The organism is Laedolimicola ammoniilytica, assembly GCF_025567165.1.
Taxonomy (GTDB): domain Bacteria; phylum Bacillota; class Clostridia; order Lachnospirales; family Lachnospiraceae; genus Laedolimicola; species Laedolimicola ammoniilytica.
This window is the reverse complement of record NZ_JAOQKC010000007.1, coordinates 87,452-100,807: the sequence shown is the minus strand read 5'-3', so window position 1 is coordinate 100,807 and position 13,356 is coordinate 87,452. Positions and strand designations below refer to the sequence as shown.

10 protein-coding genes and 1 riboswitch are annotated in these 13,356 nt (G+C 53.3%); of the genes, 8 read left to right on the top strand and 2 right to left on the bottom strand.

Annotation, left to right across the window (positions count from 1 at the left end; translation table 11 throughout):
- Positions 1–9: 9 nt before the first annotated feature.
- The 6 genes from OCV63_RS06935 to OCV63_RS06910 all read left to right on the top strand — a co-directional run bounded on the left by OCV63_RS06935 (position 10) and on the right by OCV63_RS06910 (position 6,042).
- Positions 10–990, top strand: a complete 981-nt coding sequence (locus tag OCV63_RS06935) for an NYN domain-containing protein (RefSeq protein ID WP_158363081.1) — start codon at positions 10–12, stop codon at positions 988–990.
- 154 nt (positions 991–1,144) lie between these two features.
- Positions 1,145–2,338: an ABC transporter substrate-binding protein gene (locus OCV63_RS06930; RefSeq protein WP_158363079.1), complete on the top strand. Its 1,194-nt coding sequence runs from the start codon at positions 1,145–1,147 to the stop codon at positions 2,336–2,338.
- Positions 2,339–2,602: 264 nt separating this feature from the next.
- Entirely contained in the window at positions 2,603–3,484 is an 882-nt protein-coding gene (locus OCV63_RS06925; protein WP_158363176.1) for a branched-chain amino acid ABC transporter permease, read from the top strand.
- Between the two features lie 9 nt (positions 3,485–3,493).
- Positions 3,494–4,558 (top strand): branched-chain amino acid ABC transporter permease, encoded by a 1,065-nt coding sequence (locus OCV63_RS06920; RefSeq protein WP_158363175.1) that lies wholly within the window; start codon positions 3,494–3,496, stop codon positions 4,556–4,558.
- A 1-nt stretch (position 4,559) separates the two neighbouring features.
- Positions 4,560–5,318 (top strand): ABC transporter ATP-binding protein, encoded by a 759-nt coding sequence (locus tag OCV63_RS06915; RefSeq protein WP_158363077.1) that lies wholly within the window; start codon positions 4,560–4,562, stop codon positions 5,316–5,318.
- Positions 5,319–5,331: 13 nt separating this feature from the next.
- Complete coding sequence (locus OCV63_RS06910) at positions 5,332–6,042, top strand: ABC transporter ATP-binding protein (protein ID WP_158363075.1); 711 nt, start codon at positions 5,332–5,334, stop codon at positions 6,040–6,042.
- A 189-nt stretch (positions 6,043–6,231) separates the two neighbouring features.
- Here the strand turns inward: OCV63_RS06910 and OCV63_RS06905 are convergent, their stop codons facing one another.
- Positions 6,232–7,893 (bottom strand): diphosphate--fructose-6-phosphate 1-phosphotransferase, encoded by a 1,662-nt coding sequence (locus OCV63_RS06905; protein WP_158363074.1) that lies wholly within the window; start codon positions 7,891–7,893, stop codon positions 6,232–6,234.
- Positions 7,894–8,093: 200 nt separating this feature from the next.
- On the opposite strand from OCV63_RS06905, the gene OCV63_RS06900 reads away from it, so the two are divergent.
- Both OCV63_RS06900 and OCV63_RS06895 read left to right on the top strand, forming a co-directional pair.
- On the top strand, positions 8,094–10,448 hold the full coding sequence (locus OCV63_RS06900; protein WP_158363072.1) for a LuxR C-terminal-related transcriptional regulator: 2,355 nt from the start codon (positions 8,094–8,096) through the stop codon (positions 10,446–10,448).
- 104 nt (positions 10,449–10,552) lie between these two features.
- Positions 10,553–10,651, top strand: a riboswitch (glycine riboswitch).
- A 116-nt stretch (positions 10,652–10,767) separates the two neighbouring features.
- A complete protein-coding gene (locus tag OCV63_RS06895; protein ID WP_158363070.1) occupies positions 10,768–12,120 on the top strand; it encodes an alanine/glycine:cation symporter family protein in 1,353 nt (450 codons plus the stop codon).
- 78 nt (positions 12,121–12,198) lie between these two features.
- Here the strand turns inward: OCV63_RS06895 and OCV63_RS06890 are convergent, their stop codons facing one another.
- The gene (locus OCV63_RS06890; protein WP_158363068.1) at positions 12,199–13,212 is read right to left on the bottom strand and encodes a LacI family DNA-binding transcriptional regulator; all 1,014 of its coding nucleotides are present in this window, start codon (positions 13,210–13,212) and stop codon (positions 12,199–12,201) included.
- Positions 13,213–13,356 lie beyond the last annotated feature (144 nt).

Sequence of the window (13,356 nt, the reverse complement as noted above, 5' to 3'; positions counted from 1 at the left end):
GAAAAAGCAATGGAACAGATAGAAGATAAGAAACAATTTGCGGTGTTGATTGATTCGGACAACATCAGCGCCAGATACGCGGCAAGCATTTTTAATGAGATTGAGAACTACGGATACGCGTCCTTCCGACGGATCTATGGCAACTGGTCCGGTAAGTCCAACGGCTGGAAGGAGCAGGTGCTTTTGGAAAATTCCATCACGCCGGTCCAGCAGTTTGCCTATACTACAGGCAAAAACTCCACCGATATGGCTATGGTCATCGACGCCATGGACATCCTGTATTCGGGGAAGGTGGACGGCTTCTGCCTGGTGACCAGCGACAGTGATTTCACCAGATTGGCCATGCGGCTTCGGGAGGAGAATATGTACGTCATCGGCATGGGCGAGTCCAAGACACCTATGGCCCTGACCAAGGCCTGCAATAAATTTATCCATCTGAATCTCATCAATAAGCAGGTCGGTGACGCAGAGACAATGTCCGTGGAGAGCGGACAAAAGAAGAGTGGAAAAGCCGCGGCCGAGGAGGAGCACGGAACCGCTGTGACGCCCCTTTCCCAGATTGAGGACGCCATCATTTCCATCATCAACGACAATGAGAACAAGGGCAAAATTACTTACCTGGGCGAGCTGGGCAGCCGCCTGAACGATCGCTTCACCGATTTCGACGTGCGGAATTACGGTTACACGAAGCTGATGGTATTTCTGAAAGATACCTGTCAGAGGCTCTTCCTTTATCAGTTGGATTCCGCCTGGGCTGTGGGTCTGAATGATCAGCTAGACAGGGAAAAGCTGGAGCAGGAGATTCGTGAATTTATCCGGAAGAGCGGCGGCCAGGTGGATAATCTGTCCCTGATTTATGAGGAGATCCACAAGAAGCACAGTACTTTTGACATTAAGGATTACGGCTACAGCCGCCTGTCCAGCTTCCTGAAGAGCATCCGTTCTCTTTCTGTCAATGGCAACACCGTCCGAATCCGGGAGAAAAAATGATCGTGCAATTGTGAATAACCGGAAACAGGAAGGATTAGAAAAAGCGCTTGACAAAACGAATTTGCCGGGGGTAAGATAGATGGCAAGTAATTATCGGAGTACCGGATGATTACGGGGATATGAGTGACATATCGATTTTCAAAAGGAGGATACTATTATGAAAAAGGCATTAAGCTTACTTCTGGCTGGTTCCATGGTTTTTTCCCTCGCGGCATGCGGCGGATCCAAGGACACCGCAGGCACAACCACAGACAGTACAGCCGCTTCTTCTGACGCAGCAGGAAGCGACACATTCAAGATCGGCGCTACCGGCCCGATTACCGGCGGCGCTGCTATCTACGGCAACGCAGTAAAGAACGGTATTCAGATTGCCGTTGACGAGATCAACGAGGCAGGCGGTATAGGCGGATATCAGATCGACTACAACTTCCAGGATGACGAGCATGACGCTGAGAAGGCTGTCAACGCTTATAACAACCTGAAAGACTGGGGCATGCAGGTTCTCATCGGAACTACCACCAGCGCTCCCTGTATCGCAGTTGTTGAGAAGACCCATGCAGACAATATGTTCCAGATCACACCGTCCGGAACAGCAGTAGAGTGCGTACAGTATGACAATGCATATCGTATGTGCTTCTCCGACCCGACACAGGGTACCGAGTCTGCAAAGTACATCGGCGAGAACGGAATGGCACAGAAGGTAGCTGTTATCTATGACAGCTCCGACGTATATTCAACCGGTATCTACGAGGCGTTCGCGGCAGAGGCAGCAAATCAGCCCTTCGAGATCGTATCTGTAGAGGCTTTCACAGCTGACGCGAAGACAGACTTCTCCGTACAGGTTCAGAAGTCCAAGGACGCCGGTGCAGACCTGCTCTTCATGCCGTTCTACTACACAGAGGCTTCCCTGGTACTGGCTGAGTGCAACAAGCAGGGTTATGAGCCGACCTTCTTCGGCTGCGACGGTATGGACGGAATCCTGGGCGTGGAGAACTTCGACACCGCTCTGGCAGAGGGTCTGACCTTCCTGGCTCCGTTCGTAGCAAAGTCTGAGGATGAGCAGGTACAGAACTTCGTATCCAAGTACGAGGCAGATTACGGCGAGACTCCGAATCAGTTCGCGGCAGACGCTTATGACTGCGTATACGTAGTAAAGGCTGCTATCGAGGCAGCAGGCGCTACACCGGATATGAGCGTATCCGATCTGTGCGACGCGATGAAAGAGGCTATGACTTCCGTATCCTACAGCGGTATCACCGGCAAGGATATCACCTGGGGCGAGGATGGCGAGCCGAACAAGGCTCCGCTGGTAGTTAAGGTTGTAGACGGAGAGTACACAGAGCTGTAAGCTCAGGCAAAGATTCACAGACGCTGTTCCGCAGGGCGTTTTACTGTGAACGCAGTGAACAGGAAAACAACCCAACGAGGGGATTCTTCACAGGGATCCTCTCGTTTTCGCTTTTTCTGTCTGAGGTCAGAAAAGGCAGCCGACACGCAAAAGTTTTTGGAAATACGCCGTGTTAGCACAATAAAGTGTTGTATGAGCAGAGCTTCTATGCTATAATAGAACGCAAAACTCGTCAACAGACAAAAAGAAGAGGTGTTATGTATGATAGGATTCATATCCTACCTGGTGAATGGAATCAGTCTGGGAAGCGTATATGCGCTGATCGCGCTGGGCTACACTATGGTATATGGAATTGCGAAGATGTTGAACTTTGCGCATGGAGATGTAATTATGATCGGCGCTTACGTGGCGTTTACTGCAGTCAGCGGTATGGGAATGCCGCCGGTAGTGGGCGTCCTGCTTTCCGTTGTGGCATGTACAGTCCTGGGCGTCCTGATTGAACGGATTGCCTATAAGCCGCTTAGAAAGGCTTCCAAGCTGGCTGTGCTGATTACCGCCATCGGTGTCAGTTACTTCCTGCAGAACGTAGCACTTCTGATTTACGGAGCAAATACCAAGTCCTTCACTTCTGTCGTGACCATCCCGGCTCTGAAGCTGATGGACGACAAGCTGGTGATCTCCGGCGAAACCATCGTGACCGTAGTGGCCTGCCTGATCATCATGGCCGGACTGATGACGTTTATGAAATATTCCAAATCCGGCCGCGCCATGCTGGCCGTATCTGAGGACAGCGGCGCAGCCCAGCTCATGGGCGTCAATGTCAACGCAACCATCGCCCTGACCTTTGCCATCGGTTCCGCCCTGGCGGCCATCGCAGGCGTACTGATGTGCTCCTCCTATCCGGCCCTGACCCCGTACACCGGCTCCATGCCTGGCATCAAGGCCTTCGTGGCAGCGGTATTCGGCGGTATCGGATCCATTCCGGGAGCCTTCATCGGAGGCATTCTGTTGGGCGTCATCGAGATCTTAAGCAAGGCTTATATTTCTTCCCAGCTGGCAGACGCCATTGTGTTCGCGGTATTGATTGTCGTACTGCTTGTGAAGCCTACCGGACTTCTGGGTAAGCAGATTCAGGAGAAAGTGTAGGTGAAGAAGATGAAGAAAATAAACAAACAGCTCCGCAGCAATCTGATTACATATGGCATCGTCGTTGCAGCATATATTATCGTTACCCTCTGTATGCAGGCAGGAATGATTTCCAGCCTTTTACAGGGACTTCTGGTTCCCCTGTGCGTATACGTGATTCTGGCCATCTCCCTGAACCTGACCGTAGGTATCCTGGGAGAGCTGAGTCTGGGACACGCGGGCTTCATGTGCGCCGGAGCCTTTTCCGGAGCGCTGTTTTCCAAGATCACAGCTGACATAATTCAGCCGGCGGGACTTCGATTCTTCCTGGCACTTCTGGTGGGAACTGCAGTGGCTGCCCTGTTCGGCTTCCTGATCGGTATTCCGGTACTTCGTCTGAAGGGCGACTACCTGGCCATCGTAACCCTGGCCTTCGGCGAGATCATTAAAAATGTGGTCAACGTCGTATTCCTGGGTCGCGACAGCGCAGGCTTCCACGTATCCACCAAGGACAGCATGTCCTTAGGCCTGGAGCCGGGCGGACAGGTGCTCATCAAGGGACCCCAGGGAATCACCGGAACCCCCAACGATTCCACCTTCCTCATCGGAATCATCCTGATCCTGGTGACCTTATTTATCGTCATCAACCTTATCAATTCCCGTACCGGCCGCGCCATCATGGCCATCCGTGATAACCGCATCGCAGCCGAGTCTGTGGGAATCGACATTACGAAATACAAGCTTCTGGCCTTCAGTGTATCTGCGGCACTGGCAGGAACCGCAGGCGTGCTCTACGCCCACAACCTGTCTACGCTGATCGCGCTGCCGAAGAACTTCGGCTACAACATGTCTATCATGATCCTGGTATTCGTGGTACTGGGCGGCATCGGCAATATCCGCGGCTCTATCATCGCGGCCGTGGTACTGACCCTGCTTCCGGAGTTCCTCCGTTCCCTGAACGACTACCGTATGCTGATTTACGCAGTTGTCCTGATCGCGACCATGATCTTCACATCCAGCCAGGGTGGCCAGGAGATTCAGGAGCGCGTTAAAGCATTTTTCAAGCGCGGCAAAAAAGCAGAGGAGGGAAAATAAGATGGCATTACTGGAAGTAAAAAATCTTGGAATCTCCTTTGGCGGACTTCGCGCCGTGGATGATTTCCACCTGGAGATAGAACAGGGACAGCTGTACGGCCTCATCGGCCCCAACGGCGCAGGCAAAACCACGGTCTTCAATCTGCTGACTGGCGTATATGAGCCCACCGACGGCTACATCATGCTGGACGGTGAGAACATCACAGGTAAGAAGACCATCGAAATCAACAAGCACGGTATCGCCCGTACGTTCCAGAACATCCGTCTGTTTAACGATCTGACGGTACTGGACAATGTAAAAGTAGGCCTGCACAACCATCACAAATATTCGACCCTGACCGGCATCCTTCGTCTGCCCAGGTACTACAAGGTAGAGAAAGAGATGAACGAGCGCGCCATGGAGCTTCTGAAAGTCTTCGACCTGGACAAAGAGGCCGACTATAAGGCGTCCAACCTGCCCTACGGGAAACAGCGGAAGCTGGAGATCGCAAGAGCATTGGCCACCGATCCGAAGCTGCTGCTCCTGGATGAGCCGGCAGCCGGCATGAACCCCAACGAGACATTGGAACTGATGAAAACCATCCGTTTCGTCCGGGATGAATTCCATATGACGATTCTTCTGATCGAGCACGACATGAAGCTGGTATCCGGCATCTGCGAGAAGCTGACCGTCCTGAACTTTGGCCAGGTTCTGACAGAGGGCCCCACTGCGGAAGTACTCAAAGACCCGAAGGTTATCACTGCATACCTGGGAGAATAGGAGGAATCGAACAATGGCAATGCTGGAAGTAAAAGATATACAGGTATATTATGGCATGATACAGGCCATCAAGGGAATCTCCTTCGAGGTAAACGAGGGTGAAGTCATTGCCCTGATCGGAGCCAACGGCGCAGGAAAAACCACCACCCTGCAGACCATTACCGGCCTGATCGCCCCGAAACACGGCGAGATCCTCTTTGAGGGACAGGATATCACCAAAGTCCCGGCTCACAAAATCGTATCCATGGGAATGGCCCACGTCCCCGAAGGCCGCCGCGTCTTCGCGCAGTTAAGCGTTTTAGACAACCTGAAGCTGGGCGCATTTACCAGAAAAGACAAAGAAGAAATCGAGGAAACCCTGCTTCGTGTATACAAGCGTTTCCCGAGACTGGAAGAGCGTAAAAACCAGATGGCCGGTACATTATCCGGCGGCGAGCAGCAGATGCTTGCCATGGGCCGCGCCCTCATGTCCCACCCGAAGATCATCCTGATGGATGAGCCCTCCATGGGTCTCTCCCCCATCTTCGTAAACGAAATCTTCGACATCATCCGTGAAGTAAGCGAAAGTGGCACCACCGTCCTGCTGGTAGAGCAGAACGCAAAGAAGGCGTTGTCCATCGCAGACCGCGGCTACGTCCTCGAAACCGGCAACATCGTCCTGGAAGGCGACGCCAAGATGCTCCTGGACAATGACCAGGTGAAGAAGGCATACCTGGGCGAGTAATACAAAGTAAATAAGCGGGCCTTGCCCCAGGCAAGCCCGCATAATAGTAAATTCGAAAAACAGAAGGCAGGAGAAAAAACTTTCCTAAGGAGGGCCTATTTGCGCCCGAGCGTGGAAAATTTTTTCTCCTGCCTTCGTCCGTTATAAAAAGACCCCACAATTCTTTGCGGGGCCTTCATCATTTTAAATTTATTTTGCATGCTCAAGAGCCAGTGTCTTGGTAGTAGCGTCGCAAACCTCGGTCGGTCCGTAGTACTGGATAGCGCCCGGATATACGAAGCAGGTTTCCTCTGCCCACTGTGCGCGATGAGCCTCGAAGAACTTGAAGGGAGCTCCGTCAAGCTCAACCAGAGCCTTCTTGATAACCGGCTTATCCTCGCCGTGTCTTCTCTCGATGTTCATCATCTTGGTGATGGGCATACCGCCTGCAACCCACTCATTTGCCGGCTTGGACAGGTTGGAAACCTTGGACAGGTATCCGTTGTAGCCGTACTGGATCAGCATGAATGCGTTGTAACCCAGAGAGTAGCAGTAGTCGGAATCGAAGTTGGACGGGAATGCGCATCTTCCTTCGTATCCCAGAAAATGATGCAGGGCGCTGAACTTGCCGTTGTAGGTGCCTGCAGCCTTTCTCTCAGCAAGCTTTGCAGCTACCAGAGAGGAGAACAGCTTCTCAGACTCGATCAGGGAAACCTGAACGTTACCATGCGGGTCACGCTCCATGAACAGCTGCTGCTGGATAGCCTGCGGAAGGATAGCAAATACTTCCATGGACTCCTTGGTCAGACCCTTCTCAATGAAGGCATACTTGTCAGCCCAGGTAGCCAGAGCGTTGAACTCGTCAGCCTTGCTGCCAGCCAGAAGCTCGTTGATCTCCTGAATCAGTACGGAGAACTCCGGAACGAACTCAACCACGCCCTCCGGGATAATAGCCACACCAAAGTTCATGCCCTTAGCAGCTCTATTTGCTACGGAATCAGCGATGTAATCAGCGATCTGGGACAGGGACATCTTCTTCTCTGCGACTTCCTCAGAAATCAGGCAGATGTTCGGCTGGGTCTGCAGCGCGCACTCCAGAGCTACGTGAGAAGCGCTTCTTCCCATAACCTTTACGAAATGCCAGTACTTCTTAGCGGAGTTTGCGTCACGCTCGATGTTGCCGATGATCTCGCTGTAGGTCTTGGTAGCGGTATCGAAACCGAAGGAGCACTCGATGTCCTCGTTCTTCAGGTCACCGTCGATGGTCTTCGGGCAGCCGATAACCTGAACGCCGGTGTTGTGAGCTGCGAAGTACTCAGCCAGTACAGCAGCGTTGGTGTTGGAGTCGTCGCCGCCGATGATAACCACTGCGGTTACGCCATGCTTTTTGCAAACCTCGGAAACGATAGCGAACTGCTCCTCAGTCTCCAGCTTGGTACGGCCGGAACCGATGATATCAAAGCCGCCGGTATTCCGGTATGCGTTGATGAACTCGTCATCGAACTCTACGTAATCGTCGTTGATCAGTCCGCTGGGGCCGCCCTTGAAGCCGTAAAGAACGTTCTCCTTGTTGGTAGCCTTCAGTGCGTCGTAGAGACCGCAGATAACGTTGTGTCCGCCCGGAGCCTGTCCGCCGGAAAGGATAACGCCTACCACCTGCTTCTTGGGAGCAGAGGTGTTCTGACCCTTCTCGAAGGTGATTTCCTTCTCACCGTAGGTGTTCGGGAACAGCGCTTTGATCTTGTCCTGATCTGCTACGCTTGCGGTTGCTTCGCCTTCTTTTACGCAAATATCTGCGATGCCGTTTCTGAGCATGCCCGGAAGCTTCGGAGCGTACTCATATCTGGCTTTCTGTAAAGCTGAAATTTCCATAACAAAAATCTCCTTTTCAATATATTTAATCCGATTCTAATATATTTTGCGGAAAAAGTAAACAAGTACGATGCAAAAAATAGGAGAAATTCGGGAGAAAACCGCCCGGAACTAAAAAATCATACTTCGGAATGATTTACAGAAGCCGGAGAACTTGGTAAGATGGTAACAGAACAGATGCGGAAAGTGAGGAAACCGGAATGGAAGAAAGCCGGATTATCATAAAGCCGGTAGTGGCACAGCAGTTTGAGCACAGCATGAAGCATGGAAGAATCTTTTTCCTGAGCGCGCCCTGCGGCTTCGGAAAGACGGTGGTGGCAGAAGAGCTGCTCCGGGGACGGAAGGTCCGCCGGATGCAGGCGGAGAAGCCGGACTTTGAACGGGCAGAGACAGACCCGGACTGGAAGATTCTGCTGGTGGATGATCTGCAGCTGATGCAGGAGGAAGAGCAGCAGAGGCTGTGCGAACTGATCCGAAAAAAAACGGAACGGCGTTTTGTGCTGTTATCCCGGGGCGTGCCGCCCGGATGCCTGCTGGCCTTCGGCTATACCGGCCTGATGACTGTGGTGGACGCGGACGGGCTGCTCTTTGACCGGGAGGATATCCGGGCGCTGTTCCGGAACCGGCAGGTGGAGGTGACGGATTCGGAGATCAGCGCGATCCTGAAGAAATCCATCGGATACCCCATGGGCGTAGAACTGACGGCGCAGCTCATGGCCGGAGGCCGCTCCTTCACGCCGGGGCTGGTGGCGCAGGCCTACCGGGAGGTTTTCCGCTATTTTGAAGCAGCCGTGTACCGGCGCTTTGATTTGCCGATCCGCCGCCTCCTTTTGGAAATGGCGCCCTTTGATCGTTTCGATATGGAGATGGCCCGCATGGTCAGCGGCAATCCTCACGTGGGGGAGCTGCTGGAGTGGCTGCAGAGTCATACGACCATGCTGCGCTATGACGGCATCGCCCGGTTTCATTTCTGGCCGCAGTTCCGGAAATTCCTGCTGTGGGAGATGGAGCGGGAATACACGCCGGAGCAGTGCCGTTCCATCTATAGCCGCGGCGGCATGTACTATGAACTGCGGGATGATTATTCCCACGCGCTGGAGTGCTACACCCGCAGTGGAGAGCATTCCCGGGTGTCGAACCTTCTGATCCGTGGTGCGGAGCTACATCCTGGCATGGGCCATTACAGAAAAATGGAAAAATATTACAAAAGTCTTTCGGAGCAGGAGCTGAAATCCTCCCCCTCCCTGATGCAGGGGATGAGCATGCTCTGCGCGCTGAGCGGGGATTATGAAGAATCCGAACGGTGGTACCGGGAGATTCAGCAGTTCGCGGAGAATTGCGACCGCCGGGACGGCGCAGGCCGTCAGGCGCGAAGTCGCCTGGCCTGGCTGGATATCTCCCTGCCTCAGCGGCCGGTGGAGGGAATGCTGGAGACCATTCCGGCGGTCTTCCGCCTGCTGACAGAAAAAGAGCTGACCCTGTCTTCTTTTTCTGTGACCAGCACCCTGCCGAGCGTCATGAACGGCGGAAAGGATTTCTCGGATTGGAGCAGGAAGGACGATCTGCTGTACCGGACCATGAGACTGCCGGTGGAAACGGTGCTGGGCCGGGACGGCGTGGGCCTGGCGGACTGCGCCATTGCCGAGAGCAAATTTGAAAAGGGGGAGGATATCAGCCGTCGTCTGCTGTTCCTGATTTCCCATATGGGGGAGATTCAGCGGAACGGTACGCCGGATATGGAGTTCGCGGTGACCGGGCTTCTGGCCCGCAGCCAGGTGACGGCAGGCCAGGCCGAGGAGGCCAGACGGACCGTGGAAGAACTGAAACGGCGTTTTGCGGATAGCGGTCAGACACGCTTCCGAGCCAATATCAACGCGCTGCTCTGCCGGATTGCCCTGTACCGGGGCGCGACGGAGGAGGCGGACGAATGGTATCGGAGCAGCGCGCCCCGCTCTCCGCTGAATTTTAATGTGATGAAGCGATACCGTTATCTGACCCAGGCCATGGTGGAGCTGGCCCAGAATCGGCCGGACGCGGCGCTTCTGACCCTTGCGCCGATGGAACCCTACTGTGAGACCTGCAGGCGGCATATCGACAGCATTCATCTGCATATCCTGCAGGCACTGGCTATGTATCGGCAGCGGGACGCAGGCTGGCGGGAGAAACTACGACAGGCCCTCGACACGGCGGCGGAATACAGCTTTGTCCGCACGGTCAGTGCATACGGCGCGGCGGTGCTGCCGCTTCTGGAGGAGCTGTCCTACACCGGAGGCGGCGAGGAGTGGCGGCAGAAGCTTCTGCGGGACGTCCTGGCCCAGGCTGCCTTTTATCCGCTGTTCCTGCAGCCTTCCCTTTCCCTCACGACAGCCCTGACGGCCACGGAGCTTCAGATTCTGCGCCTGATCTGCGCGGACAAGAGCAATGCGGAAATCGGGGAAATGATGAACATCAAGATTAGTACCGTGAAAACCCATGTGAGCCACATTCTGGGAAAACTGGGTGTCAGACGCCGGGCAGAGGCAGTGACTGCCGCTAAAAAGCTGTGGCTGGTATAAAGAAAAAAATAAGGCGAAAAACGATAAAAGAGAAAAAATTTGCAAATAGTCCTTGCCAGGCGGACAAAAGTGTGCTATAGTCGATACAATCGAAAAAACACGAATCGATGAACTCTGGAGAGTCTCAGGTTATGAGCGCCGAAGGTGTAACACAGATGCGATGCGTCTGTCTATCTCTCAGGCAAAAGGACAGGGCTTACATAAGCAGATTGTTCTACTCTTTGGAGGGCTGATTGAAAAATCAGCTCTTATTTTTGCGCAAAAATCGGGAAAACGCCCGGGCGCGCGGTAAAATGTTGAAAAAGAGAGGGAAAAAGCGATGTTGGAATTTGTGAAAGCAGTGAATGAATGGATGTGGGGACTGATTTTGCTCATCATCCTGTGCGGTACGGGAATCTTCTTTACGATCCGTCTGAAGTTTATTCAGGTACGGAAGTTTGGAGAGGGCTGCCGCCTTGTATTTGGACACTTTAAGTCATCCGGCGGAGAGCGGAAGGAGGGCGAGATGACCCCGTTCCAGTCTCTGGCTACGGCCATAGCGGCCCAGGTAGGTACCGGCAACCTGACCGGCGCGGCCACGGCGCTGATCGCCGGAGGCCCGGGGGCTATTTTCTGGATGTGGGTCAGCGCATTCTTCGGAATGGCTACCATCTACGGCGAGGCAACCCTGGCCCAGGAATATAAGACCAAGAAAGACGGAGAAGTGACCGGAGGTCCGGTTTACTATATCCACCAGGCATTTAAAGGAACCTTCGGACGGGTGCTGGCTGTGATTTTCGCCATTTTCATCATCCTGGCCCTGGGCTTTATGGGCAATATGGTACAGTCCAATTCCATCGGCGCGGCCTTTTCCGGCGTCTTTGAATCCCGGAATATCAATATCCCGCCGGTAGCCATCGGCATCATTCTGGCTGTAATTGCGGCGTTCATCTTCGTAGGCGGCACCACCAGACTGGCGGCTGTGGTAGAGAGAATCGTGCCGTTTATGGCAGGAATCTATATCGTGGGAAGCCTGATTCTGATTGGCATGAACATCACCGCTCTTCCGGACGCGTTCAAAATGATTTTCGTAGGAGCCTTCAATCCGACCGCAGTGGTCGGCGGCGCAGCAGGTATCACGGTGCGGGAAGCCATCCGTTATGGCGTAGCCCGGGGACTTTTCTCCAATGAGGCCGGTATGGGTTCCACACCCCACGCCCACGCGCGGGCAGCGGCGAAGAATCCCCACGAGCAGGGACTGACCGCCATGATCAGCGTATTCATCGATACCTTTATCGTACTGAACCTGACGGTATTCTCCGTGCTGACCACAGGAGCCATGGATTCCGGCAAGGGCGGCATCGCCCTGACCCAGGAAGCGTTCATGAGAGGCTTCGGAAGCTTCGGCGACATCTTCGTAGCCATCTGTCTTCTGTTCTTCGCCTTCTCCACGGTCTTAAGCTGGCATTTCTTCGGACAGATCAATGTGCAGTATCTGTTCGGTAAAAAGGCCATGAAGGTCTACTCCATCATCGTCGTGGCCTTCATTATCGTGGGCTCCACTTTGAAGGTAGACCTGGTATGGGAGCTGGCCGATTTCTTCAACGGACTGATGGTCATCCCGAACGCCATGGCGCTCCTTGCCTTAAGCGGCGTGGTCGTGGGAATCAGCAAAAAATATGGGAAGAAATAAAAGCCTGTGGAAATAAAAAGGCCACTGCAAGTCAGAGTTCCTGATTTTGCGGTGGCCTTTTGAAATTATAAGAATGGTTCACAAATTTTCTTTAATCCTTATGGAATGCTCCACATAATGTAGTTCCTGTTCTGGGAGAGTGCCGGAAGTAATGTACTCAAAGAGCAGATCAAGGGAGCGGGAGCCCTGGCGATGGGGCTGTTGGCTGATAGTAGCAGAGATGACGCCTTTGTGCAGCATCTCCAGAGTGGTGGGTACTTCGTCAAAGGTGATGATTTTCGGATGCCGACCGGATTCCATGACTGCTTTGCAGCCGCCATAGACGCCTGCAGCAGCAAAGAAGAGAGCATCAATTTTGGGATGCGTATCAAGCAGCTCCCTTGTGAGTGCATAGCTTTCGAATTCATCGTCATGAATTTCTGCAATATCGGTTATCTGAATCCGCGGATAAGATGCCTCCAGCGTATGGCACAGCCCGCGGATTCGTTCACTGTGGCAAAGTACGTTTGAGGAGCCGGTGATGATGCCAAGCTCGATATTTCCGGCTGTCATCAGATGAAAGAGGCCGGCTGCTATGCAGCCGCCGCGGAAATAATCACTGCCGACATAAGCTATCCGACGGGAACCCTCGATATCGGTATTGACCGTTACAACGGGGATCTGCTGCCCGGCCAGTTCATCAATTTTCTGCTGGATGAGCGGGTGATTGTAGGGTGCCAGCATCAGCCCGTGGATGCCGGCTTCCATGAGGCTGTCGATAGCGGCAAGCTGAGCGTGCAGGTCGAATTCCACACGCCTTGTGAGGATGGTAAAGCCAAAATCCTGCAGCTCTTCCGTTTTGCTTTGCACCCCGGCCATAACCTCATCGAAAAAAGGGTTATGTTCGCTGAACAGAATTACGCCGATTTTATATTTCTTTTTCTGGGTAGCCAGCGCAAGTCCGACCCGGTTTGGTCGGTAATTCATCGCCTGGGCTATCTTCATAACTTTCTCTGCTGTCTTTGGATTGACAGCGCCTCTGTTATTCAATACCCGATCGACGGTGCCGCGGGATACGCCCGCCAAGTCGGCAATCTCTTTGATAGTAGTCATGAAATGCCTCCAAAAAATACTTTATACTGACAATACAGGAAAGCAGCGTTTCTGTCAATGCTGATTTGCGTGCACGTGTACTTTTTGCGCGGCGTGCTACGTGTAAATCAGAGAAAAATACACAAAAAAAGTGCTTGAAATTGG

Coding starts and splice junctions, on each gene's coding strand:
- OCV63_RS06935 (WP_158363081.1), top strand. CDS start 10: ATGGAACAGATAGAAGATAAGAAACAATTTGCGGTGTTGATTGATTCG.
- OCV63_RS06915 (WP_158363077.1), top strand. CDS start 4,560: ATGGCATTACTGGAAGTAAAAAATCTTGGAATCTCCTTTGGCGGACTT.
- OCV63_RS06895 (WP_158363070.1), top strand. CDS start 10,768: ATGTTGGAATTTGTGAAAGCAGTGAATGAATGGATGTGGGGACTGATT.
- OCV63_RS06905 (WP_158363074.1), bottom strand. CDS start 7,893: ATGGAAATTTCAGCTTTACAGAAAGCCAGATATGAGTACGCTCCGAAG.
- OCV63_RS06900 (WP_158363072.1), top strand. CDS start 8,094: ATGGAAGAAAGCCGGATTATCATAAAGCCGGTAGTGGCACAGCAGTTT.
- OCV63_RS06910 (WP_158363075.1), top strand. CDS start 5,332: ATGGCAATGCTGGAAGTAAAAGATATACAGGTATATTATGGCATGATA.
- OCV63_RS06890 (WP_158363068.1), bottom strand. CDS start 13,212: ATGACTACTATCAAAGAGATTGCCGACTTGGCGGGCGTATCCCGCGGC.
- OCV63_RS06920 (WP_158363175.1), top strand. CDS start 3,494: ATGAAGAAAATAAACAAACAGCTCCGCAGCAATCTGATTACATATGGC.